This window comes from Geobacter sp. PheSNFMC, from assembly GCF_059620965.1.
Genome location: NZ_JCAMRN010000028.1, coordinates 50704 through 73842, shown reverse-complemented (window position 1 = coordinate 73842; position 23139 = coordinate 50704). Strand labels below are relative to the sequence as shown.

22 protein-coding genes are annotated in these 23139 nt (G+C 60.6%); 2 read left to right on the top strand and 20 right to left on the bottom strand.

Annotation, left to right across the window (positions count from 1 at the left end; genetic code table 11):
* Positions 1-4: 4 nt before the first annotated feature.
* Positions 5-3532, bottom strand: a complete 3528-nt coding sequence (smc, locus tag AC6CDK_RS08210) for a chromosome segregation protein SMC (protein WP_192905912.1) — start codon at positions 3530-3532, stop codon at positions 5-7.
* 149 nt (positions 3533-3681) lie between these two features.
* Between smc and AC6CDK_RS08205 the strand changes: the two genes are divergently transcribed.
* Positions 3682-5043 carry a sigma-54-dependent transcriptional regulator gene (locus AC6CDK_RS08205; protein WP_039645721.1) on the top strand — a complete coding sequence of 454 codons (1362 nt, stop codon included), beginning with the start codon at positions 3682-3684 and terminating at the stop codon, positions 5041-5043.
* A 155-nt stretch (positions 5044-5198) separates the two neighbouring features.
* Here AC6CDK_RS08205 and AC6CDK_RS08200 read toward each other — a convergent pair whose 3' ends face one another.
* The 3 genes from AC6CDK_RS08200 to AC6CDK_RS08190 all read right to left on the bottom strand — a co-directional run bounded on the left by AC6CDK_RS08200 (position 5199) and on the right by AC6CDK_RS08190 (position 6825).
* Positions 5199-5642, bottom strand: a complete 444-nt coding sequence (locus AC6CDK_RS08200) for a PaaI family thioesterase (protein ID WP_039645723.1) — start codon at positions 5640-5642, stop codon at positions 5199-5201.
* Between the two features lie 64 nt (positions 5643-5706).
* Positions 5707-6087, bottom strand: coding sequence for a hypothetical protein (locus tag AC6CDK_RS08195; protein WP_039645725.1), 381 nt, complete (start codon positions 6085-6087; stop codon positions 5707-5709).
* A gap of 6 nt (positions 6088-6093) precedes the next feature.
* Positions 6094-6825: a uracil-DNA glycosylase gene (locus tag AC6CDK_RS08190; protein ID WP_039645727.1), complete on the bottom strand. Its 732-nt coding sequence runs from the start codon at positions 6823-6825 to the stop codon at positions 6094-6096.
* Positions 6826-6870: 45 nt separating this feature from the next.
* Between AC6CDK_RS08190 and AC6CDK_RS08185 the strand changes: the two genes are divergently transcribed.
* Positions 6871-7776, top strand: coding sequence for a zinc dependent phospholipase C family protein (locus tag AC6CDK_RS08185; protein WP_039645730.1), 906 nt, complete (start codon positions 6871-6873; stop codon positions 7774-7776).
* A gap of 18 nt (positions 7777-7794) precedes the next feature.
* Here AC6CDK_RS08185 and coaBC read toward each other — a convergent pair whose 3' ends face one another.
* From coaBC to AC6CDK_RS08105, 16 genes are all read right to left on the bottom strand, one after another.
* Complete coding sequence (gene coaBC, locus AC6CDK_RS08180; RefSeq protein ID WP_039645732.1) at positions 7795-8994, bottom strand: bifunctional phosphopantothenoylcysteine decarboxylase/phosphopantothenate--cysteine ligase CoaBC; 1200 nt, start codon at positions 8992-8994, stop codon at positions 7795-7797.
* Between the two features lie 44 nt (positions 8995-9038).
* Positions 9039-9668, bottom strand: a complete 630-nt coding sequence (locus tag AC6CDK_RS08175; protein WP_066357681.1) for an MBL fold metallo-hydrolase — start codon at positions 9666-9668, stop codon at positions 9039-9041.
* Positions 9669-9698: 30 nt separating this feature from the next.
* Complete coding sequence (locus AC6CDK_RS08170) at positions 9699-10826, bottom strand: 3'-5' exoribonuclease YhaM family protein (RefSeq protein ID WP_039645735.1); 1128 nt, start codon at positions 10824-10826, stop codon at positions 9699-9701.
* The gene (locus AC6CDK_RS08165; protein WP_066357683.1) at positions 10823-12424 is read right to left on the bottom strand and encodes an NAD(P)/FAD-dependent oxidoreductase; all 1602 of its coding nucleotides are present in this window, start codon (positions 12422-12424) and stop codon (positions 10823-10825) included. Before AC6CDK_RS08165 ends, AC6CDK_RS08170 begins: the two co-directional genes overlap by 4 nt.
* A 9-nt stretch (positions 12425-12433) precedes the next feature.
* Complete coding sequence (locus tag AC6CDK_RS08160) at positions 12434-12838, bottom strand: response regulator (protein ID WP_039645740.1); 405 nt, start codon at positions 12836-12838, stop codon at positions 12434-12436.
* A 76-nt stretch (positions 12839-12914) separates the two neighbouring features.
* On the bottom strand, positions 12915-14102 hold the full coding sequence (locus tag AC6CDK_RS08155; RefSeq protein WP_192905913.1) for a hybrid sensor histidine kinase/response regulator: 1188 nt from the start codon (positions 14100-14102) through the stop codon (positions 12915-12917).
* Positions 14103-14236: 134 nt separating this feature from the next.
* The gene (locus AC6CDK_RS08150; RefSeq protein WP_039645743.1) at positions 14237-14686 is read right to left on the bottom strand and encodes a universal stress protein; all 450 of its coding nucleotides are present in this window, start codon (positions 14684-14686) and stop codon (positions 14237-14239) included.
* Between the two features lie 25 nt (positions 14687-14711).
* Positions 14712-15095: a response regulator gene (locus tag AC6CDK_RS08145; protein WP_039645745.1), complete on the bottom strand. Its 384-nt coding sequence runs from the start codon at positions 15093-15095 to the stop codon at positions 14712-14714.
* A 63-nt stretch (positions 15096-15158) separates the two neighbouring features.
* Positions 15159-15896, bottom strand: a complete 738-nt coding sequence (locus tag AC6CDK_RS08140; RefSeq protein WP_039645747.1) for a GAF domain-containing protein — start codon at positions 15894-15896, stop codon at positions 15159-15161.
* 58 nt (positions 15897-15954) lie between these two features.
* On the bottom strand, positions 15955-16812 hold the full coding sequence (locus tag AC6CDK_RS08135; RefSeq protein ID WP_039645749.1) for a helix-turn-helix domain-containing protein: 858 nt from the start codon (positions 16810-16812) through the stop codon (positions 15955-15957).
* Between the two features lie 9 nt (positions 16813-16821).
* On the bottom strand, positions 16822-17565 hold the full coding sequence (locus tag AC6CDK_RS08130) for a tetratricopeptide repeat protein (protein WP_192905914.1): 744 nt from the start codon (positions 17563-17565) through the stop codon (positions 16822-16824).
* Between the two features lie 124 nt (positions 17566-17689).
* The gene (locus AC6CDK_RS08125; RefSeq protein ID WP_192905915.1) at positions 17690-18631 is read right to left on the bottom strand and encodes a carbohydrate kinase family protein; all 942 of its coding nucleotides are present in this window, start codon (positions 18629-18631) and stop codon (positions 17690-17692) included.
* A 10-nt stretch (positions 18632-18641) separates the two neighbouring features.
* Positions 18642-19502 carry an S-methyl-5'-thioadenosine phosphorylase gene (mtnP, locus tag AC6CDK_RS08120; RefSeq protein ID WP_192905916.1) on the bottom strand — a complete coding sequence of 287 codons (861 nt, stop codon included), beginning with the start codon at positions 19500-19502 and terminating at the stop codon, positions 18642-18644.
* 1 nt (position 19503) lies between these two features.
* Positions 19504-20586, bottom strand: a complete 1083-nt coding sequence (gene rlmN, locus AC6CDK_RS08115; RefSeq protein ID WP_039645756.1) for a dual-specificity RNA methyltransferase RlmN — start codon at positions 20584-20586, stop codon at positions 19504-19506.
* A gap of 65 nt (positions 20587-20651) precedes the next feature.
* Positions 20652-21065 (bottom strand): nucleoside-diphosphate kinase, encoded by a 414-nt coding sequence (gene ndk, locus AC6CDK_RS08110; protein ID WP_039645758.1) that lies wholly within the window; start codon positions 21063-21065, stop codon positions 20652-20654.
* 522 nt (positions 21066-21587) lie between these two features.
* Positions 21588-23015, bottom strand: a complete 1428-nt coding sequence (locus tag AC6CDK_RS08105) for an aldehyde dehydrogenase family protein (RefSeq protein ID WP_192905917.1) — start codon at positions 23013-23015, stop codon at positions 21588-21590.
* Positions 23016-23139 lie beyond the last annotated feature (124 nt).

Sequence of the window (23139 nt, the reverse complement as noted above, 5' to 3'; positions counted from 1 at the left end):
TTGGTTAGTTCAGTTTGACCGACACGCTCTTCGACACGCCGGGCTCCTCCATGGTCACGCCGTAGAGGGTGTCGGCAACGGCCATGGTTGCCTTGTTGTGGGTAATGATGATGAACTGCGACACCTCGCTCATCTCACGCACCATGTCGTTGAACCGGCCGATATTGGCGTCGTCGAGAGGGGCGTCGACCTCGTCCAGAAGACAGAAGGGCGTCGGCTTGATGAGGAAGATGGAAAAGATGAGCGCCACCGCGGTGAGGGCCTTCTCACCGCCCGAGAGCAGGGTCACGTTCTGGAGTTTTTTCCCTGGCGGCTGAACAATGATATCGATCCCGGTTTCCAGCAGGTCTTCCTCGTTGGTGAGCCGCAGTTCAGCCCGACCGCCGCAGAACAGCCGGGGAAACACCTCCTGGAACTTCCCGTTGACCAGGGTGAAGGTTTCCAAAAAACGCTTGCGGGTGGTCCGGTTGATCCGTTGGATAGCCTGCTGGAGCGACTGAAGCGACTCTTCCAGGTCTTCTTTCTGCGATGAAAGGAACGCGAACCGCTCCTCCAACTCCCGGTATTCCTCGATGGCCGTCAGGTTCACTTCGCCGATTTCGTCGATCAACCGGCCGAGCTCGGCCTGACGACGGGCAGCCGCTTCCTCGTCAAAGGGCCTGTCGGCGTAGGATGGCATGACCTCGCGCATCTCCAGCCGGTACTTATCCGCCAAGGAGGAAATCAGATGATTGAGTTCAAGGGTGAGCCCGGACAGGGTGAGCTTGTGGGCGGCAACTTCGTCCCGGGCAGCCTCGCACTGATGACGAAGCTCCCGCAGGCCCGACTCTTCCACCCGCACCGCCTCGGCCCGGGTATCGAATTCCGTGCGAAGGCTCCGGGATAATGACTCTGCTTCGGCATACGCCGCAAGATAGCCCTTGAGATCGTCCTCGGCGGCGGTAATCGCAACCGCCAGGCGTTCCCGCTCGGCGGCTGACGACTCCCCTTCTCCCCGTAGCCGGCCAATGCGTTCACGTAGGTCCCGGATCGACTCCTCGGTTCGTACCGTGGCCCGGGACGCGGCCTCCCGCTTTTCCCTGAGCTGGGCTCCCTTGACCTTGAGGGCCGTGACCGCATCACGGGCGGCCTCGATTGTACGGCGGCTAACCGTCAGGGCTTCCTGCGTTCTCGCCACTTCGGCATCAAGCGCTTCCCGCTTTGCCTCGCGCTCGGCGCGGCGGCCGTCGGCGTCGGCAACTTCTTCGTCCAGGGTCCTGCGTTCGTCCTGAAGCTGCTCGTCCTCAATCCCCGCAATGGCAATCCGCTCCTCGATCCGCTGGCACTCTTCGCGGGCCCGCTGGAGATCCTTCTCGGCATTGACGAACTGGATCTCCGTCTGGTGGAGGGTTTGCCGAAGGTCGCGCACTTCCTCTTCCAGCCGGGAACGCTCCCCCCGGAACTCCTCCCGGCGCGCCTCGGTTTCCCGCACTGCCGACTCGAGGCGCTCCACGGTTCCGGAAAGCTCCCTGATTTCCCTTTTCTTGTGAACAAGCCCCTGACCGGCGTTCTCGGCGGAACCGCCGTTCACGATCCCCCCGCCAAAGGCGAGGTCTCCCTGGAGGGTAACGAAGGTTGCCCGGGGATGCTGCCGTGACAGGGAAAGGGCCTGGGCCAGGGTATCCGCCAGATGGACGTCGGCCAACAACGGTTCGATCAGGGGACGCCAGGCTGCGACAATGGAAACCCGATCCAGCAGGGGCATGGCCCCGGCAACGGATGAACGGTCGTCGGCCGGGGTGCCCGCCACGATAATGCCGCAGCGGCCGCCGCCCGATTCCTTGAGATGGGCAATGGCGTCCAGGGCCGCCTCATCGCTCGCGCTGAGCACGTACTGGAGCCGCTCGGCGCAGACTGCCTCCAGGGCCGTCTCGTAATCGGCGCCGGTCTCCACCGCATCGGCGAGCACGCCGCCGAACCGGCCGGCAAAACGCTCGGACAGGAACAGGTTGCGAACCCCCTGGCCGTATCCGGCAAATTGGGCTTCCAGTTCTTGGAGCGAATGGAGACGAGAGGCCGCCCGCGAGAGTTCGTCCCGGCGGGCGACGAGTTCCCGCTCGGCCTCGGCCAGCCGCTGCCGGACCTCCTCTTCGCGGCGGGTCATGACCGGAAGGCGTTCCTGGAGGTCAGCCTTTGCCCGGCCAAGACCGGACACCGTGCCGTCGAGCTCGTGCACCTTGCCCGTGGCCTCAATCAGCCGCTCCTGAAACAGGGTTCCTTCCCGGCGGTTGCGGTCAGCACGCTCCGCGAGCCCCTCCAGGCGGCGGATGGCAGCGGTTCGCTGGTTGTTGAGCTGGGCGATCTCGGACAAGAGCGAGAAAAGCCCGCGGCGGGCTTCGTCCAGGTGGGCGGCGAGTTCCCGCTCGGCGCCGGTCATCTCTTCCAGCTCCATCTCCCGCGCTTGGAGGCTTTCCTCTTCCCCTGCCACCTCCACTGCAAAGGATCCGCTCTGCTCCACCAGCCGGGCGAGCTCTTCCTCGGCGGCCGCAAGCTGCGCCCCGGCGGTCGAGAGCTCGACGGCCACGCGCTCCTGCTGGCGCTCCAGGGAGGACAGCTCGCGGCGCTGGAACTCGATCCGGCTTTCGCATGCCTGGATATCCGCCTTCTGCCGGAAAAGCCCCTCCTGTGCGGCAACAACGTCCTTTTCCCGCTCGGCAAGGGCAAGCCGATGCTCGGCAAGCTCCAGGTCCCGTCGCTCAAGGTCGGCAGCAAGAGCACTCTCGCGGGAAACCGCCTCGCGCAGCAGGCCCTCGACCCGCTCTTTTTCCGCGTCAAGGGCAGTGAACCGCCGGACCGAGGCATGGATTTCGATCTCGCGGAGTTCCTCCCGGTATTCCCTGAACCGTTCCGCCTTTTTCACCTGCCGCTGGAGGGAGTTGAGCTGGCGCTTGATCTCGGAGAGGATGTCGCCGATGCGGAGCAGGTTCTGGCGGGTGAGGTCTATCTTTCTGAGCGCGACCTGTTTGCGGGCCTTGAACTTGGTGACCCCGGCCGCCTCTTCGATGATGAAGCGACGCTCTTCGGGTTTGGAGTGGAGGATCATCCCGATCTTGCCCTGCTCGATGATCGAGTAGGCGCGGGCCCCGACGCCGGTGTCCATGAAGAGCTCGGTGATGTCCATGAGCCGGCAGGGGGTTTTGTTGAGAAAGTACTCGCTCTCCCCATCCCGGTAGAGGCGCCTGGTGATCTGTATTTCGCTGTAGTTCAGGTACTTGGCCGGCACCCGGCCGTCATCGGTGGCAAAGACCATGGAGACTTCGGCCATGCCGAGGGGCTTGCGGAACTCACTGCCGCCGAAGATGATGTCCTCCATGGACCGGCCGCGCAGGTTCCTGGCCGACTGTTCGCCCATGGCCCAGCGGATGGCGTCGACCACGTTCGACTTGCCGCAGCCGTTGGGCCCGACAATGCCGGTAATCCCCTGCTGAAAGTCGAAGGAGACCTTGTCGACGAATGATTTGAAACCAGCAATGTCCAGGCGTTTGATCTTCATAAACCGGGCTATAGTAGCAGAGGGCAGATGGCTTTGCAAAGGCAAAGCGGAACGGGTCCCAGAGCCCCTTCGCGCACTGCCGCGGTCACGGGATGCTTGCCAAGCATAGCCGATTGATGCTATTTTTCAGGCCTATCCGCGGAGGTGCCATGAAAGAGCGGACCAGGATCCTCCTGATCGACGACGAAGAAACCGGGCGCGAAGCCCTGACCCTCCTGCTGAAGGCGGCCGGCCATGCGGTGAAAAGCGCCGGGTCGGGCAACGAGGCCTTCCAGACCCTGACCCGCGACACCTTCGACATTGTCATTACCGATCTTTTCCTCCCCGATGCCAGCGGCATCGACATCCTTAAGAAAGTCAAGGAAGACGCCCCCCTCACCGAAGTGATCCTCATCACCGGCCATGCCTCGGCGGAAACGGCAGTGGAGGCCATGAAAGAGGGCGCCTTCGACTACATCACCAAGCCCCTCAACTTCGACGAACTGAAGATCATCATCGGCAAGGCAGTGGAGAAGCGGCAGCTCTTGTCCGAAAACGTCTACCTCCGGAAGCAGTTGCGCGACAAGTTCGAATTCGCCAACATCATCGGCAGCTCTCCCGCCATGCAGCACGTTTTCGCCCTCATGAAACGGATCGTCAAAACCGGCTCAACCGTCCTGATAGGGGGCGAATCGGGCACCGGCAAGGAGTTGGTGGCCAAGGCGATCCACTTCAATGGCGGGCGGCGCGACAAGCCGTTCATTGCCGTCCACTGCGGGGCAATCCCGGAAAACCTGCTGGAATCGGAACTGTTCGGCTACGTCAAGGGCGCGTTTACCGGTGCGATGCGGGACAAAATCGGCAAGTTCGAAGCGGCCCACGGCGGAACCATCTTCCTCGATGAAATCGGCACGATGCCGATGCAGTTGCAGACAAAGCTCCTGCGCGTGCTTCAGGAAGAGGAGGTGGAACGGGTGGGCTCCACCCGTCCCGTCAAGATCGATGTCCGGATCATTTCGGCCACCAACCTGGACTTGGCAGAGGAGGTCAGGAAAGGGAACTTCAGGGATGATCTCTTTTACCGGCTCAATGTGATCCCCCTGCAACTCCCTCCCCTGAGGGAACGGGTCGAGGATATCCTTCCCCTGGCCAAGCACTTTCTTGCCAAGTACTGCAAGGAGATGCAGCGGCGGAACATGTCGCTTGCCAGTGACACGCTCGAGGCACTGGAAAGCTACCAGTGGCCCGGCAACGTGCGGGAACTGGAGAACGTCATGGAGCGGGTGGCGGCTCTTACCGAAGACGATACCGTCACCCTGCAGGACCTGCCGCACAATGTCCGCGAAGAGGGATTGACCCGCCTGACCGGCAGGGGAGTCGACCTCGTAAAGGTGCTGGCTGAAATCGAGCGGGGGATGATCAGGGACGCACTGGCTCTGTCAGACGGCGTCAAGGCCCGGGCCGCGGCGCTGCTCAACCTGAACAGGACAACGCTGGTGGAAAAGATGCGGCGGCTCGGCATGCCGCTCTGACAGGATATGCCCGAATCTGAGGTTTCAGCAGATCTCGGCCGGAATTGTGACGGGAACGGCCGGGCTGATCGAGCAGCACCGCAGACATACAGCTCTTGAACGAGCGGCAGCAACGCGGAAAAATCCTGGAGACGCCATGGGATGATCTCAGCGCCTCACCGCCGCTTGACCCGGAAGATCGAGGTGAAGGTTGCCGCCTTTGTGCCGTTACCGTCGAACACCTCGGCAGTCCCCCTGATCGTCCTCTCATCCTCCCGTACCGCCTCCGCCACGGACTTGACGGTGCCGCCGCGGATCGGGGCGTGAAACTTCAGCGTCATCTCCATGGTCACAAAGTGGGATCCTTCGGGGAGAAGACTCTTGATGGCCATGGCAACCGCGGTGTCGGCCAGGGCCGTTACCGCACCGCCGTGCATGAGCCCTTTTCCCTGGGCGTGCTTCACGCGGAACGGCATGGTCAGCACTGCCCGGCCCCCGTCAGCCTCGTCGATGGTCATCCCCAGGTATTCCTCAAAGGGTGCGCAGGCGATCCACTCGGGCAGTTCGAACGGCAGCGCCGTCTCCTCGGTCATGGTTTCTTCGTAGAGATGCTCGTACATATCCTTCCACCTCCGGGGCGCCTGTCAGACATGCCCCTCTTCCCGCGCGCCGGCGGTCGGCCCCTCAGGTCCCCAGTATCTCCGCCTTTACCGTCTCGTCAATAAGACTCTCCTCAATGGCTTCGCGCACCCAGGGCTCCCTGCTCGTGGCCAGGACCCGGGCAGCCCCCTCGGCAACGGCCGGCACCTGGCTCCACAGGGCATTACGGATTCCACGCAGCTCATGGGCATCCCCCCTGCGGCCTTCGGCGAGCGCCCTGCACCGGCCGCAGAGAAGCGCCAGGGTCTCCTCCGACGGGTCGTCGTCAGGACGATAGTCCCACGGACGCAGGTCATCCTTCCCCTCGCACCATTCGCAGGCGAAGCCGGCCCGCTTGGCGAGAGCCTTGCCCAGTAAGCCTATCTGCTCCAGCCGTTCCCTGTTTGCCTGATACCCCTTAGCCATTCCCCGTCACCTCCTGGTCCCCTTGCCGGAAACCTCCTTGCCCAGAAGCCCCATGACCTGCCGGACATCGTCCCACACCTCCCTCTTCCTTTCCGGGTTGCGCAGCAGGAAAGCCGGATGGAACGTCGGCATGAGAGGGATGCCGTGGTAGTCGTGGAACCGCCCCCGCAGCCGCGAAATGGGCTCCTTGGTACCGAGGATGGCCTGAACCGCGAAGGTGCCCAGCGCCAGAATGGCCTCGGGCGCCACGGCCTTCACCTGGCGGAACATGAGGGATGAGCACGCCTCGATCTCGACGGGCGCCGGATCGCGGTTGTGCGGCGGCCGGCATTTAAGCACATTGCAGATGTAGACATCCTCGCGGGCGAAGCCCATGGCCTCGATTATTTTGGTCAGGAGTTGCCCCGCCTCCCCCACGAAGGGTTCGCCGCGCAAATCCTCGTCGCGGCCGGGCGCCTCGCCGATGATCATGAGACGCGCGGCAGGATTGCCGGTCCCGAACACGAGGTTGGTCCGGCCGGCGCCAAGGGCGCACCGGCGGCATTCGCCCATCTCGCGCCGGATATCGTCGAGGGTTTCCCGCACGCCAGCGGAAGCCGCAGGAGCGGGGGACATCTCTGCCGCAGGGGCGCTCAACGCGGGAGCGGCCAGAGGAAGACCCTCCACGCCCGTCTCCCGGACTTCCTCCAGATAGCGGCGCAGGGACGCGATCACCTCACGCGGGGTGTCACCGGTCACGGCAAACTCCTTTACTTTTTTCTAAGGGTTCAATACGATTATGCTATGCTCTTCGCCGCCATTCTGCTCATCATCATCGCCGCGCCCGTTGATGCCTTTGCCTGGGGAGCCGGCATCCACCTCCAGCTGGGAACGGCGGTCATAAACAACCTCTCCGCCGTAACCCCCGCCGTGGCCGCAGTCATCGGCCAGTACCCCCACGACTTTCTCTACGGGTGCATCGCGGCGGACATCACCATCGGCAAGAAGTTCACCCACTATCTTCAGCACTGCCACCGCTGGCGGATCGGCATGAAGGTCCTGGAATACGCCTGGAATCCGCCCCAGAAGGCGTGCGCGTACGGCTATCTGGCGCACCTGGCGGCGGATACGGTCGCCCACAACTACTTTGTTCCGTACAAGATCATGGGCAGCTTTTCCACGCTCACCCTCAAGCACGCCTACTGGGAGATGCGGTTCGAAACCTTCGTGGACCGGGATATCTGGGAAACGGCCCGCACGGTCTGCCTCGAGAACTACAAGGCAAACGACACCCTGCTGCGCAACGTGCTGTCGGACACCATCTTTTCCTTTGGCACCAACAAGCGGATCTTCAACTCGATCCTTCTGGTTTCGCGGCTGGAAAAATGGCAGCAGGTAATCAAAACCATGTCGGATTCATCGAGCTACGTGCTGGAAAATGGCGACCGGGCAGAGTTCATGACCCTTGCCGAGGAAGCGGTATTCGATTTTCTGGCCAGGATGGAGGAGTCACGCTTCTACCAGGCAGACCCAACCGGTGAACGGGCATTGACCGCGGCGGAGGCGGTGAGGAGGAACCTGCGCCTGCTCTACCGGAGCGGCAAGCTCTCCAGGGATGATGCCTTTGCCCAGGTGGCATCCCTCAAGGGGCGCCTCCGCCAGGCCATCTGGGAGCCGGAGAAACTTCTCCAGATCCTCTCCTCGGCCTGACGCCCCTGCCCCGCTCCGTTACCCCGTCTTTTTCCTCAATTCCGCCACCCGGCCAAGAATGAGGGCCGCCATGTCGTCCTTGGTCATGAGCGGCAGCTCCTCGCTGGCCCCGTCACGATAGAGAAGGCGGGCAATGTTGGTGTCGCCGTGGAATCCGGCGCCCTCCAGGCTCACGTCGTTGGCGACCATCATGTCCACATTCTTGGCAACCAGTTTCTTCCGGGCGTTTTCCAGCAGATCGGCAGTTTCGGCGGCGAACCCCACCAGCAGGCGGTCCCCCTTGATTCCTCCAAGTTCGGCAAGGATGTCGGGGTTCTTCTCCAGCTCGATCACCAGCGAGTCGGCATTTTTCTTGATCTTTCCCGCCGCGCGCACTACAGGGCGATAATCGGCCACGGCAGCCGCCTTGATCACAACCGTGGCCGCCGGCAGGGCAGCCATGACGGCAGCGCGCATCTCCACGGCCGACGCCACCCGCACCGTTTCCACCCCCCAGGGGGCATCGAGGCAGGTGGGGCCCGAGACCAGCGTCACCTCCGCCCCGCGGCGCCGGGCGGCCCGGGCAATGGCGTATCCCATCTTGCCCGACGAGTGGTTGCTCACGAAGCGGACCGGATCGATCTCCTCCTGGGTCGGCCCGGCGGTCACCAGCAGGTGCTCGCCGGCCAGATCCTTCGGCGTGAGGGCGGTGACCGCCTCCTCGAAGATGATATCGGGGGACTGGAGCTTCCCTTCTCCCTCCCAGCCGCAGGCGAGCATTCCCCGTACCGGGTCCGCGAACAGGTAGCCGTGGCGCCTCAGCCGCGCCTCGTTTTCCTGGTAGAGGGGATTGCGGTACATGTTGCAGTTCATGGCAGGGGCGATCAGGACCGGTGCCCTGGTGGCCATGACCGTGGTGGTGAGCATGTCGTCGGCGATGCCGTGGGCGATCTTGCCGATCACGTTGGCCGTGGCCGGGGCGATGACGAAGAGATCGGCCCGGTCCGCCAGGGAGATATGGCCGATCTCCCGTTCGGCGATGAGATTGAAGAGTTCCGTGTGCACGGGGTTGGAGGTAAGGGTCTGGAACGTGAGCGGAGCCACGAACTCCGTGGCCGCTCGCGTCATGATGACATGGACGTTCGCACCAGCCCCCGTGAGCAGCCGTACGAGCTCAACGGCTTTGTAGACTGCGATGCCGCCGCAAACACCGAGGACGATCTCTTTTCCCTTGAGCATTGAGCCTCCGCCGCGCACTGTTTCCCAGAGGTTACGCGTGCGCGCTAATCCGTCAGGTAGGGGTTGTACCGCCGCTCCCGGCCGATGGACGTTGCCGGGCCATGGCCCGGATAGACTTCAGTCTCGTCCGGCAGGGTCAGAAGCTTCTCGCGGATGGATGTGATGAGGGCCTCGTGGGACGAGCCCGGAAAATCGGTGCGCCCCACCGACTCCTCGAACAGGGTGTCACCGGTGAGCACTTTCCCCTCCCCCTCCAGGAGCAGACAGCACCCCCCCGGCGTGTGGCCGGGCGTATGGAGAACGCGGAGGGTAAGAGCCCCCGCGGAAAGGGTCATACCGTCCTCCAGAAGCATGTCGGGGCCCGGCGAATTCTCCGTGTCGAGGCCGTACATGGCAGCCACGTCCGCGGCGCGGCCGAGGAAGTGGACGTCGTCCCGGTGGACCAGCAGCTTCGCCCCCGTGGCTTCCAGCACCTTCCGGTTGCCCCCCACGTGATCGAAGTGGCCGTGGGTGTTTATCACCATGCCAACCTTGAGCCCCAGTTCGCCGACCCGTTCGAGAATCCGCCCGGATTCCGCTCCCGGATCCACGATTACCCCTTCGCGGCTCTGCTCGCAGCCGAGTATGAAACAATTGACCCCCAGCGGGCCGACGACAACGGTTTCAAAGATCATGACACACCCTCTCTCAGTGGAAGTATATGCTCAGAACAGATCCAGATTCTTTTGCAAACCCTCGAACGGATTGTTGCTGAACCCCTTTCTGACGGTGTCGCCGCTTTTGCGCTCGGCCTCCGCGGCCCGGGGGGCAACCGGCAGCGGTACCGGCTCCGGCTCGGGCACCATCAACTCATCCGCCACTTCCCGGCATTCCTCCTCGCCGCTGTAGCTCTCCTTGTAGAAATAGCGGTCATAGAGCCGGTGATAAGAGGTCCATCGCCCCTGGTTCTCGCCTTCCTTGCGGATATGGGTCCTGATCCCGTTGATCTTGGAGTCCAGATCATCCAGGTAGTTGAGAATCGTTGCTTCAACGGTCTTGGGGCGCTTGGGGGAACCGTATTCGTACTGGCCATGGTGGGACAGCAGCATGTGCTTGAGCAGCATCCCCAGCTCCGGCGGGAAGCCGGGGATGGTCGAAATCCGCTCCTGGAGCATTTCCACGCCGATGGTAATGTGTCCGATGAGTTTACCCTCGTCGGTGTAGTCGAAGGAACGCAGGTATGTCATCTCCCGCACCTTGCCCACGTCGTGCAACAGGGCGCCTGCCACCAGCAGGTCGCGGTTGAGATCCGCGTAGAGGGGGACGATGGCGTCAACCAGTCGTGACACGGCCAGCGAGTGCTCCAGCAGCCCCCCCAGGTAGACGTGGTGCATCCCCTTGGCGGCCGGCGCGGTCCGATAGAGCGCCATAAAGGAAGGATCGTCGAAAAAGGCCTTCATCAGCGCTTTCAGGTGCTGATCGGAAAAGGTTTCCACCAGGGCCTCGAGTTCGGCCTCCATCTCGGCAATGGTACGGTCCGACTCGGGGAGAAAGTCTGCCAGGTTGACCTTGTCTTCGGAAATCCTCACCAGTTCGGAAATGATGAGTTGCATCTTGCCCAGGTAGACCGAGGCCTTGGACCGGATTGCAACGAAGTCATCCTTGTCGAAGGAGGCCGACAACTGGTCGACATTGTCCCAGACGCGCCCCTCGATCTCGCCGCTCTTGTCCATGAGCCGAAGCGTCATGTAGGGCTTGCCGTTCTTGGCCATGGCCATGATCTTTTCCTTCACGAGAAACACGGAATCGACCAGATCGCGGTCACGGATGCTCGCTATGAAAACCTTGCTCAAAGTGCTCTCCTTGTGTCTGCGGATATGCTCCGCGCAATGGCGTCGGCCACGCGAATGCCGTCCAGTGCGGCGCTCATGATTCCCCCGGCGTAGCCGGCACCTTCCCCTGCCGGATAAAGGCCGGGGAGCCCCACTGATTGCAGGTTCTCTCCCCGCACGATGCGAACGGGTGCCGACGTACGGGTCTCCGGTGCGGTGAGGGTTGCTTCGGCGGTCAGGAAGCCCCGCATCTTCCGGTCGAAATGGCGGACCCCCTCCCGCAACGCGTCTGTCACAGGGGTGGGGAGCACCCGATCCAGTTCCGCCTCGCGAACGCCAGGACAATAGCTCGACGACACCGGCCCCGCCCCCTTCATGCCGAGAAACGCAAGCAGGTTCTGAGCCGGCGCCCGGTACTCCCCGCCGCCCGCCTCAAAGGCACGCCGCTCCAGGCTACGCTGGAATCCGATCCCGGCCAGGGGAGACGGATCTCCGAAATCCTCCGGCCCGACGGTAACCACCAGGGCGCTGTTCGCATACGGAGAATTCCGCAGATAGGCGCTCATGCCGTTGGTCACCACCCCTTCCGTCTCGGAGCTTCCCGCCACCACCACGCCGCCAGGACACATGCAGAAGGAATAGGCGGAGCGTCCGGTACGGGGATCGTTCCATGCCAGGGCATAGTCAGCCGGCGGCAGGGCGGGATGGTGGCCCGCGCCGTACTGGATCCGGTTGACGAGCTGCTGGGGATGCTCAACCCGCACCCCCACGGCGAAGGGTTTGGGCTGGAGGAGCGCCCCCCGGCGCAGCAGCATCTCGTAGGTATCGCGGGCGCTGTTGCCCGGAGCGAGAATAAGCGCATCGCAGGGAAGCTCATCGGCTCCGTTGATCACCGCGGCCCCCACCGATCCGCCGGAGAGTGTCAGATCGGTCAGCCTGTTGCGGAACCGGATGTCGAACCCCGCGGACAGCAGCCACCGGCGAATGGAGGCAACCACCAGGCGCAGGCGGTCAGTGCCGATGTGCGGTTTGGCAAGACAGCCGATCTCGGGCGGAGCGCCGAAGCCGATCAGTTTGTCGAGCACGTACCTGATGTTCGGGTCATTCACCCTCGTGGTCAGTTTGCCGTCGGAAAAGGTCCCGGCGCCCCCTTCGCCGAACTGGACGTTACTCTCCGGATCGAGCGCTCCCTGAGACCAGAAGGCCTGGACATCCCTGCTCCGCTCCTCCACGGGCCGGCCGCGTTCGATGATGGTGGCGACAAGGCCGTATTCCGCCAGGCGCAGTGCCGCAAAAAGCCCGGCGGGCCCCATGCCGACGATAACGATGCGCTGGGAAGATTCAAGAGATGGAAAGGCCGGCTGTTCTGGCGGAGCATGTACGGCGACATCGGGGTCATGGCCGTGGCGGGCCAGGAATGCGGCCTCATTGAGGAGCGAGCATTCAACAGTGCAGACGAACTTGATCCGTGGCTTGCGGCGGGCATCGATACTCTTGCGGACGAGCCGGAAATCGACGATCTCCCGTTCATCCAGGGAAAACCGCCGGGCGAACATCCCGCGCAGCAGCTCATCCCCCTGGTTCGGGGCGAGAATGAGGTTGCGTACCAACAGAGGCATCGATATCTTTCAGTTCCCGCTCCGGCCGCGTTTTTTCCGGTCCAGTAGCTGTTCCACGATAATCACGATGTCGACCGGCCTGGTCGATTTGGACACGTGAACCCGCGCGCCCATCTCGGGCTCGTCGTGCTCGTGGGGCGGATCCTTGAACATGGAGGTGAGCAGCACCATGACCGGCTCCTCGTCCCCGGCAAGACGCCTGATCTCGAGACAGGTGCTCACCCCTCCCATGGCGGGCATGATGAGATCGGAGATGACGGCATCGGGCCGATGGGTGATGAATGCCTGAACTCCGTCCGTTCCGTTGGATGCCTGCACGACCCTGAAGCCGCTCTCGGTGAATGCATCCGAAAGGACTTTCAGGAAAAAGGCATCGTCATCGATAATAAGGATCGTTCCCCGGCCGGCGTCCATGCGCCCTCCGTCGTGCGTTGAAAGTGTGGGCAATCATACAAAATCACCCGCGAAAAGAAAAGGGCAAAGGGCAGGCTCACACTTCGGCCAAGGGGAGCCGGATGGCGAAGACCGTGCCGCTGTCGTCGCTCTTCTCAACCTCGATCCGCCCGTTGTAGGTCTTGACGATCCTGAGCACCACAGCAAGACCGAGACCGCTGCCGCTCGTCTTGGTGGAGAAGAACGGATCGAATATCTTTGCCACGTGCTCCCGGGGGATACCGGGGCCCGTGTCGGCAATCCTGATGACCATGTTCCGCTCGTCCTGGTCGAGCACTACCGTCAGGGTTCCCCCGCCGTTCATCTCATGGATGGAGTTGAGGAAGAGGTTGGTAAAGATCTGCTCGATCTCGGCCGGGTCAGCCTGGAACGGAGGCGGTATCCGGCGGAACTCCGTGACCACCGCGATGCCGTGGAGCGATATCTGGGGGCGAAACGCTTCGAGAGTCGCCTCGATGACCCGGTCGAGCCGGACCTCGCTCAACTGGAAGCGGGGCCGCTTCGAAGCATCCAGAAGCTTGCGCATGATGTCGTCTATCCGGTCGGCTTCCTTGAGAATCTTATCGACATAGCCCGCTTTTTCAGGATCATCGAGCGTGCTCTTGAGCAGTTGGGCGAACAGTGAAATGGAGTTGAGGGGGTTGCGGATCTCATGGGCCATGCCCGCGGAGAGATAGCCGAGGGATGCGAGTTTTTCGGACTGCACGATCTCGGCCTGGGCCTGCTGGAGGGCCTCGCTCTTCTGCTGGACGCGACGTTCGAGCTCTTGGTTCCAGGCTTCGATCTCCGCCAGGAGCAACTCACGCTCCTGAAGAAGCTCCTGGTTTCTGAGTTCGACCTCCCTGATCCGGAGCACATTCTCGATCCGCTCGACCAGGTTCTGGTTGTTGAACGGCTTGACGATGTAGTCGGAGGCTCCCGCCTTCATCAGCTCTACGGCCAGTTCCTCGTTTCCCTTGCCGGTGAAGATGATCACATAGGTATCGGGATGACGCTGCCGGATCTGCTTGAGTGCGGTGAGACCATCCACCATCGGCATCATGTAGTCGAGGAGCACCATCTGCGGCCGGCACTCTTCCAGCGCAACCATGCCGGACGTGGCATCGGGCGCGGTATGGACCGTGTAGCCTCGATTCCTGAGGACGATGGAGGTCAGATCGAGAATGACTTTTTCGTCATCGATAATGAGGATGGTGCCCTTGGATTCCTTTTTCTCCGTCATCATGGCTGTATGGCGTACCTTCAGGGGGAAGTGGACTGCGGGTCGTGCGATCTTGGCAACTGACGGACCGGCGGGCAAGAAAAAACGAGGGGCAGCACGGTGGCTGCCCCTGTCTGCTGCCCTGTGAGGGAGATGTCTCAGGCTTCGGGCGGGCGTACGGTCATGACCGGGCACTTGGCATTGCGGACAACGCGTTCCGCCGTGCTGCCAAACAGGAAGTGGTCGATCCCCTTGCGGCCGTGGGTTCCCATGACGATCAGGGAGGCATCCTCCTCTGCCGCCTTCTTCAGAACCTCGTCATAGGGAATCCCCGAGACGATGTAACTGGTGTAATTCTCATGATCCTTGATCTTTGTCCGGCAGAATTTGTCCATCATCTTTTCGGCGGCGGCCACGATTTCTTCCTCCAGCTTCTCGAAGGAAACGTGGGGGACATAAAAGCCTCGCAGGTCGACCGGCTCATTGATCACGTGGATGACCACGAGCCTGGCACTGAACTGCTTGGCAAGCGTAAGGGCATAGTCAAAGGCATACTCCGAATTTTCGGAAAAATCGGTCGGAAACACAATGGTGCTGAACGGCTTCATCTCATCCCCCTTGACGTTGAAGAGTTTAATGACAGCTTTCCTTGAAAATTTTCGTCAGGATTGACTTGAGTTCGTCAAGTTTCACCGGCTTGTTGATGTATTCGAAGGCCCCCAGGTTCATGGCCTCGATATAGGATTCAACCCCGCCATAGGCGGTAATCATGATTACGTTGCTGCGGGGAAAGCTCTTGTTGAGCTCTCTCAGGAACGTGATGCCGTTCATTTCCGGCATATTGATGTCGGTAACGATAACGTTGACTTCCCGCTGCTGAAGATAATTGAGCGCTTCAAAACCGTTGGAAACGCTCGCGACCTCGAATCCCTCCCGCTCCAGGAGCTTGGTCAGACCGATCCGCGCATTCTCCTCGTCATCAACCACTAGAATTTTCTTTTTTATCTGCAGAGCCAAAGAAGTGAACTCCCCGGAATATGTGCATATCTCTGATTGAGTCTAGCATGGGGCCCCCCACTGTCAAGCAGACGCCTCCGTGGCCTTCCGGGACGAAGCCACCTGCTGCCGCAGCTTTATGGCGGTAAGAATGAGGTTCGCGATGATCGAGACGAAATAGATCTCGTCCTCATGGAACGACCGGATGGACGTGGTATTGAGATTGATGACCCCGTAGACCTCCTTCTTGTCGCCGATGGGAAAGGAGAGCATGGAGTTGTACTTTTCCTCCTGGAGCTCGGGGAAATAGCGGTAGCGGGGATCCTGGGAGGCACGATTCAGGGAGATGTACTGGCCATCCCGGGCAACCGCGCCCGTTATTCCTTCCCCTATTTTGATCCTGATCTTGCCGATGAAGGCCGGGTCGAAGCCATGGGTTGCCGCGAGCACGACCTCATCTCCCTCGCGCAGGTAAATATTGCAGACGCTCACCTTGAGCTGCGTCGCCACCTTGGCGGTCACATGCTGGAGCACCTGGGGAAGATCAAAGTCGGAAGAGACGAGCATGCTGATCTCCTCCAGTGAAATGATCTCAAGATGCTCCCGGTTGGCCCGCTGCATGGTGAGCACCATCTTACCCCGCTCACTTTCCAGCAGGGGGCTGAAGCCTCCCCTCTGGAAAAAGGGATTCACGGTTTTCACCTTTTCGGTCATGGTGCGGAAGTCGGAGAAACCGCACGAGCAGGTCAACTTGACGCGGTACTGATCGATCCGCTCGCCCTTCATCACTCTCCCGCACTTCCGGCAACGCGACAAATACATGATTCACTCCTTGTGCGAAAAAAAGGATAGCATCCCACACCGCCATTGCGGCGAGACGTTAATCGCCCCCGCCATCGACCGACAAAACCAGATGGGTCGGCCTCCCCTCGTCACCGAGCACGCCGAGGGGCTTCCCGTTGAACTCTCCCTCGACCCCCCCGGCATTGCCGATATCAAGCGCAAAGACGCGTTCGCCTTTCCACTCGATGAGGTCACCCGCCTTGAGATCGTATTGCTGGGACACCGACTCGTCAATGGTTATATTGAGCCACGAGTCCCTGTTGATTTTGAGTTTGAGAATGATCCCGCGCGCAGGAGATGAGACCGCAACGCCCTCGGCAGGTTGCTGTTCGGACACAGTGTCGTCGACAGGAACTGGGGAGGATACTTCAGGCTGCCGTGCCGTGGATAGCTGAAGCTGGGGGGACGGCGTCGCGGCCGGATGCCCGGCCCCGGGGGCAGATGCGGTCGACTGTCCGGCCCCGATCGGACTGCCTGGCTCCTCATCCTGCAGCCTCAGCATGAGAGCCAGGGCAATAACCAGCAACAGCAGCACCAGCGGCAGGGACCAGCGGTTACGAAGCAAAACCGCGTCCGCCACCTTTCCCTGAGTGGCTGGCATGGCTTCTTCCGCCGGAGGACAACATCCGCCATCATCGTCAACCGCATCGTAACGGCTGAGCAACTCATCGGCTGAAATCCCCAGGAATCCGGCATACGCCCGGATAAATCCGCGTGCATAGGCAAGACTGGGAAGCTTGCCGAAATCGTCGGTCTCAAGAGCGACCAGATAGTTTTTCCCAAGGCGGGTAACCCGGGCCGCCTCGTCAAGGGACAGACCTCTGGCCTCCCGCGCTTCCCGGAGCAGCGTTCCGACCGAGGCGTCCCCTCTTGCGGCATGTACGGCGTCAGCCACTGAAGCCCCTCACTTCAACGAGTCCAGGTATTCACGCGAGAGCCGCCCTTTTTCGGAATCGGAGGCTATACGGATCGCTTCGCGAAACGCATCCGCCGCTGCCACGTAGTCCTTCTGCTTCACATGGGCCAACGCAAGGTAGTAATGGGCGTTCTGATAATTCTTGTTGATCTCGATGGCTTTCTTGTATTCCTCAATGGCCATCTCGGCCCTGTCCATGGCAAAGTAGACCCTGCCGATGGCAACACGGGCGATTATATTCCGGGAATTATAAGAGACGGCAGTGCGGAGCGTATCGAGAGACTGGGGCAAGTCCCCCTTGCCCAGGTATGCGAGGCCGAGATTGATGCGAGCGTCTTCCTGGTTGAGAAAGAGAAGGTCCGCCATTACCAGCTTGAACTGCGAGATGGCGTCATCCCAACGCTGCATCTCCAGATAGTTCACCCCGAGATTATTCCTGGCATCGGAGTAATCGGGCTTCAGGGAAATGGCCTTTCTGAACTTCAACTCAGCCAGATCGAATCGCTTCTTGTAAAAATAGGCAAGCCCCAGGCTGTTGAGGAGAATGGGGTCATTCGGCGTGATTTTCTCTGCTTCGATGAACTCGATAAGGGCGCGGGTCGTATCGTGTTCGCCCAGATGGGACAACCCCATCTGATAGTGGTAGGACGCCTGGTTGCGGGAGGCGTCATTCGCGGCGCAGGCGGCCACGAGTAAGCAGAGAACCATGGGGAGTATGTGCGTGAATCTCACAGGCAACCTCGGAACCGTCAGTGAGTGTCCAAACGGGGCCGGTGCATCGCCAAAAGGCGCTCCACACGGCCCCGCACACCCTGAACCCTACCAGAGTCGACGGTTATTGTCAACGCAGGCGCCGTCAGGCAGGAGCCAGAGCCCCCCCGCGCCCATCGGCGATCCCCTCGAAATGGGTCAGCGATTTGAAACTCCGGTACCGCTCCTCGATCTCGCGGTAACCAAGACCCTTCAGGCGATTCAGGCTGAAATCCTCCACATTGAACGATGCCATGACGCTTCCGAAGATGATGGCCTGGCGAAGGTCCGCCTCGGAGGTATCCCCGGTGTTGGCCAAGTATCCCATAAAGCCGCCCGCAAAAGTATCTCCGGCGCCGGTGGGATCGAACACCCCTTCCAGAGGATATGCGGGTGCGGCAAAGACCGAGTTGTCGCTGAACATGAGGACGCCATATTCTCCGCGCTTGATGATCAGCGTCTTGACCCCCATATCGAGGATCTGGCGCGCAGCCTTGACGAGATTCGCCTGCCCCGTGAACTGACGGGCTTCTCCCTCGTTGATGATGAAAATATCGACCTTCGCAACGACCCGCCGAAGCGCCTCGGGCTTGGAGGATATCCAAAAATTCATCGTGTCGCACGCCACGACGCGAGGACGTTCCACCTGGTTGAGCACCTCCATCTGCAGTTCGGGATCGATGTTGGCGAGGAACAGATACTCGGCATCACGGTATGCATCGGGAATACGGGGTCTGAAGCTCTCGAAGACGTTCAGATGTGTCTCCAGGGTCTGCGCCTCGTTCAGGTCGTAGCCATACGTTCCCTTCCAGTGAAAGGTCTTCCCCTGTTCGCGGGAAAGCCCGCGAAGATCCACGTTTCGCGACCGGAGAAACGCCACGTGCTCTTCCGGGAAATCCTCGCCCACTACCGCCACCAGGCTGACATCGGTGAAAAAGCTGGCCGAGGTCGAGAAGTAGGTGGCTGAGCCGCCCAGTACATGATCTCCCTTGCCGAAAGGGGTTTCAACCGAATCGAATGCAACCGAACCCACAACGAGAATGCCCATGTATCCCTCCCTAGACGTACGAGCCGATGATGAGATCGAGCCGCTCCCTCGTCTCGTCAGGAATCGCGGCCTTGTCGGTGATGATGGCATAGCGGAGCGCCGACGCACAGGGGCAATCCCGCTCCCGGCCAATCCGGCGGACCGCATTGCGGATGATCGACTTGGCCATGGCCACGTTCTGCTTGATGATGGCAATAATGGCATCCACGGACACGTCATCATGGGACTCGTGCCAGCAGTCGTAATCGGTGGCCAGGGCGATGACGCCGTAGCAGATCTCCGCCTCACGGGCAAGCTTTGCTTCGGGGATGTTGGTCATGCCGATGACCGATACGCCGAAAGAGCGGTAGAGGTTTGACTCCGCCCGGGTGGAAAAGGCCGGCCCTTCCATGCAGATATAGGTCCCGCCCCGGTGGACCGTTGCCCCTGCCTCCTGCGCCGCCGCATAGAGATCGGCGGAAAGGTCGGCGCAGACCGGGTCGGCAAATTGTATGTGCGCAACCACCCCGTTGCCGAAGAACGTACTTGCCCTGGTGGCATTGGTCCGGTCGATGAACTGGTCCGGGATCACGATATGCCCCGGCACGATCTCCTCCCGCATGCTGCCCACGGCGGAAACGGAAATGATCCGGGTGACGCCGAGCTTCTTCATGCCGTAGATGTTTGCCCGGTAGTTGACCTCAGTCGGCAGGAGCCGATGGCCCCGGCCGTGGCGCGGAAGGAACACCATGGGCACACCGTCCAGCACGCCGGTCACGAACTCATCCGAGGGTGCGCCGAAGGGGGTTTCAACGACAATGCTCCGAACGTCCTGAAGCCCTTCCATCTCGTAGAGCCCGCTTCCGCCGATAACGCCGATTACCTGTTCCATGTCATGTCACCTCGTTAGTGGAGTCTGCACCTTCTATCTGTCTGCCTGCGCCGGACGGCTTCATGGCGTCCAGCTTGCCCTTGAGCTGACCGCAGGCGGCCGAAATATCGGCACCACGGCTGGAGCGCGTTATGACCGTGAAATGCTTGTCCAGCAGATATTTGTGAAAACGGTCGATCGCATCCTGGCTGGGGCTCCGGTAGGAGCACCCCCCATGCTCGTTAAACGGGATCAGGTTGATCTTAGAGGGAATGTCGCTCAACAGCCTGACCAGCCGTTTGGCATCATCGAGGGTGTCGTTCACCCCGCCGAGCAGTACGTACTCGATCGTTATCTTCCGGCGGCCCGGCAGCGGGAACCTCCGGCAGGCGTCAAGGAGCACGGCAAGGGGATATTTCCGGTTGATCGGCATGATCCGGTCACGCAACTCGTCCGTGGTGGCATTGAGCGAAACCGCAAGGTTCACCGTTACCGATCGGCCGAGCCGCTCCATTTCCGGCACCAAACCGGCGGTCGAAACGGTTATGCGACGGCTTGAGAACTGAAGACCGTCATCGTGCAGCATGATCTGCAGCGCTCTGATCACGTTGTCGAGATTGGCCAGAGGTTCTCCCATGCCCATGAAGACGATATTGCGAACGGGCACATCCCTCTGAACCGCACAGACCTGGTTTACGATCTCGGCGGTGGTCAGGTTGCGCGTCAGCCGGAACGTTCCCGTGAGACAGAACTCACAGGCCATGGCACACCCCACCTGACTCGAAATACAGAGGGTATTCCTGTCCTCTTCGGGGATGAGCACCGACTCCACCGAGCACCCGTCATCGAGGCGGAAGAGGTATTTCCGCGTCCCATCCCGGGAAATCTCCAGGGCCTCGGGGGAAAGCGTGCTGATGCGTGCCGTCTCCTCCAGGTCCCGACGCAGTTCCTTTGCCAGGTCAGTCATCTCGGCAAAGGATGTGGCACCCCGTTGATACAGCCACTTGAATATCTGGCGTGCCCGGTAACGCTCCTTTCCTTTTCCCATAAGGAAACGTTCCAGATCGTCGATGCTCAGTCCCTTGATGTCAATCATTGTATCCATGGCAACATGCTATAAAAAAAGCCCTTCACGGGAGAAGGGCTTTGCTGGCACAGGCGCATTCAGCGTCAGAGCAGCTCGAGTTGGCTGAAGAAATACGGGATCTCGAAGGCGGCCGACTCGGGGGAGTCGGATCCGTGCACGGAATTCTCCTCAATGCTCAGGCCGAAATCCTTGCGAATGGTGCCTGCTTCGGCGTTGGCCGGGTTTGTGGCCCCCATCACTTCGCGCCAGGCGCTGATGGCGTTATCACGCTCAAGCACCATGACCACCACCGGGCTGCGCGACATGAACGAACAGAGATCATTGAAGAAAGGCCGCTCCTTGTGCACATAGTAGAAGCCTTCGGCCTCGCACGTGGAAAGCAGGATCTTCTTCATGCCCACAATCCGGAAGCCGGCTGTTTCCACCTTTTCAAGTATCTTTCCGATGATGTTCCGTTCGACCGCATCAGGCTTGATAATCGCAAACGTTCTTTCCATCTCTACCTCCACATACACGCGTAAATAAAAAGACCGTATCGTTTACCACGTACGGAATTTGAAGTCAACACCTTTCATCAGACAAAAAAAGACCCATGAACAGAGTCCATGGGTCTTTTGGAGGAGAAAAAAGTACTAATTACTTTTTCTCAGCCGGAGCAGCTTGGTCAGCCGGAGCCGGAGCTTGGGCCGAAGTCATGGGGGCCTGGGCCGGAGCCGGGGCCGGAGCAGCCTGCTCGGCCGGAGCCGGAGCCGGAGCTTCTTCTTTCTTCTTGCAGCCAGCAGCAAAAGCCACGGCCATAGCAAGGCACAGTGTCAGAGAAAGCAGTTTTTTCATTGACGTTTTCACCTCTTTTCCTTTGGAGTTGCCATTCTCGCGCGGGGCGCATGGTTACTTAACACAACGGATGAGGAATATACTCGCTTTAGAGATAAAGTCAAGATTTTTTTATACTACATACGATTTTGTTTTTTCAGAAATTCAACAAGTTAGCGATATAGAACTTAAATCCATTCTTATTTTCACAGGTTCAGGCACACAAATTTTATGTTTGTCATCTCCTCCATGGCGTAGCGAATGCCCTCACGCCCGAGACCACTCTGCTTGTTGCCGCCATAGGGCATATGATCGACCCTGAACGTCGGGACATCATTAATGATCACCCCTCCCACATCGAGGCGGCGGATGGCCTGGAACGCTTTATTGATGTCTCTGGTGTAAACCCCGGCCTGCAGACCATAGATCGAGTCATCGGCCATGTCGAGGGCCTGGTCGAAGGTTTCATAGGGGATCACGGATACTATCGGCGCAAACACCTCGGAGCAAACCACCTTCATGTCAGGAGTTACACCGCTCAGAATTGCCGGGGTGAGACAGTTGCCGACAACCGTACCCCCGGTTTCAAGCCTCGCCCCCAGAGACGTGGCCTCCTCCAGCCACTCCACGGCACGCTGCAGTTCATCGCGGGAAATCATCGGTCCGATATCGCAGTCACGGTCCATGGGATCACCGACCTTGAGCTTTTGGGTCGCGGCTACGAACTTGTCGACAAATTCGCGATAACGCCGCTGGTGTACAAAAATACGCTGAACAGAGATACAGACCTGCCCCGAGTTGGCGAAACTGCCCACTACACAGCGGGCGACCGCCGCATCCACGTCACCATCGTCTTCAATAATGGTGGGCGAATTGGACCCGAGCTCGAGCGTTACCCTCTTGAGCCCGCTCCGCTCCTTGATTTGAACGCCAACAGGCGGGCTTCCGGTGAACGTCACCATTGCCAGGCGATCATCCTCTACCAGGCGGTTGCCAACCGTCCGCCCGCTCCCGATGACCAGATTGAGCGCGCCGGCAGGGAGCCCCGCTTCCACCATGAGCTCCGCAAGCTTTATGGACGAAAGGGGGGTCTTTGTGGCGGGTTTCAGCACGAGCGCGTTGCCGGCCGCTATGGCGGGCGCCACCTTGTGCGCTACCAGATTAAGAGGAAAGTTGAAGGGTGCGATGGCTCCGATCACGCCGATGGGGGTTCGGATGTAGAACCCGAAGCGACCCGCCGACACAGGAGACGCGTCCATGGGGACAAGCTCACCATGGGCATTGCGCGCCTCCAGTGAGGCGAAGCGGAAGGTTTCCGCGCTTCTATCCGCTTCCGCAAGGGCAAATTTCCACGACTTGCCCGCTTCGCGCGCTATTATTTCGGCGATCTCCTCCCGGTCTCGCGTGATCAGCTCCGAAGTACGCTCAAGTATGTCGGAACGTCGATGCGCCGGAAGAGCGGCCATTTCGGCGAAGCCCGCCTGTGCTGCATGTATGGCGCGATCCACATCCTCGTTCGTCGCCTCGGGCACAACGCCTATGACCGAGCCGTCGTAGGGGTTTACGACCTCGATACCCGGCCGGTCGTCCCCTGTCCACTCACCACCAACAAGAACCTTATAGCGCTTTGCCATGGATACTCCCTCTCTAGCACGCAAATGCTCTTTTTCCTGAAGGACGTTCATAGTATAGTTCACAAGACGTCACTGCATGGGCAGGTTCGTTCGCAACCGTACCGCCATCAACCCGATGCTCCAA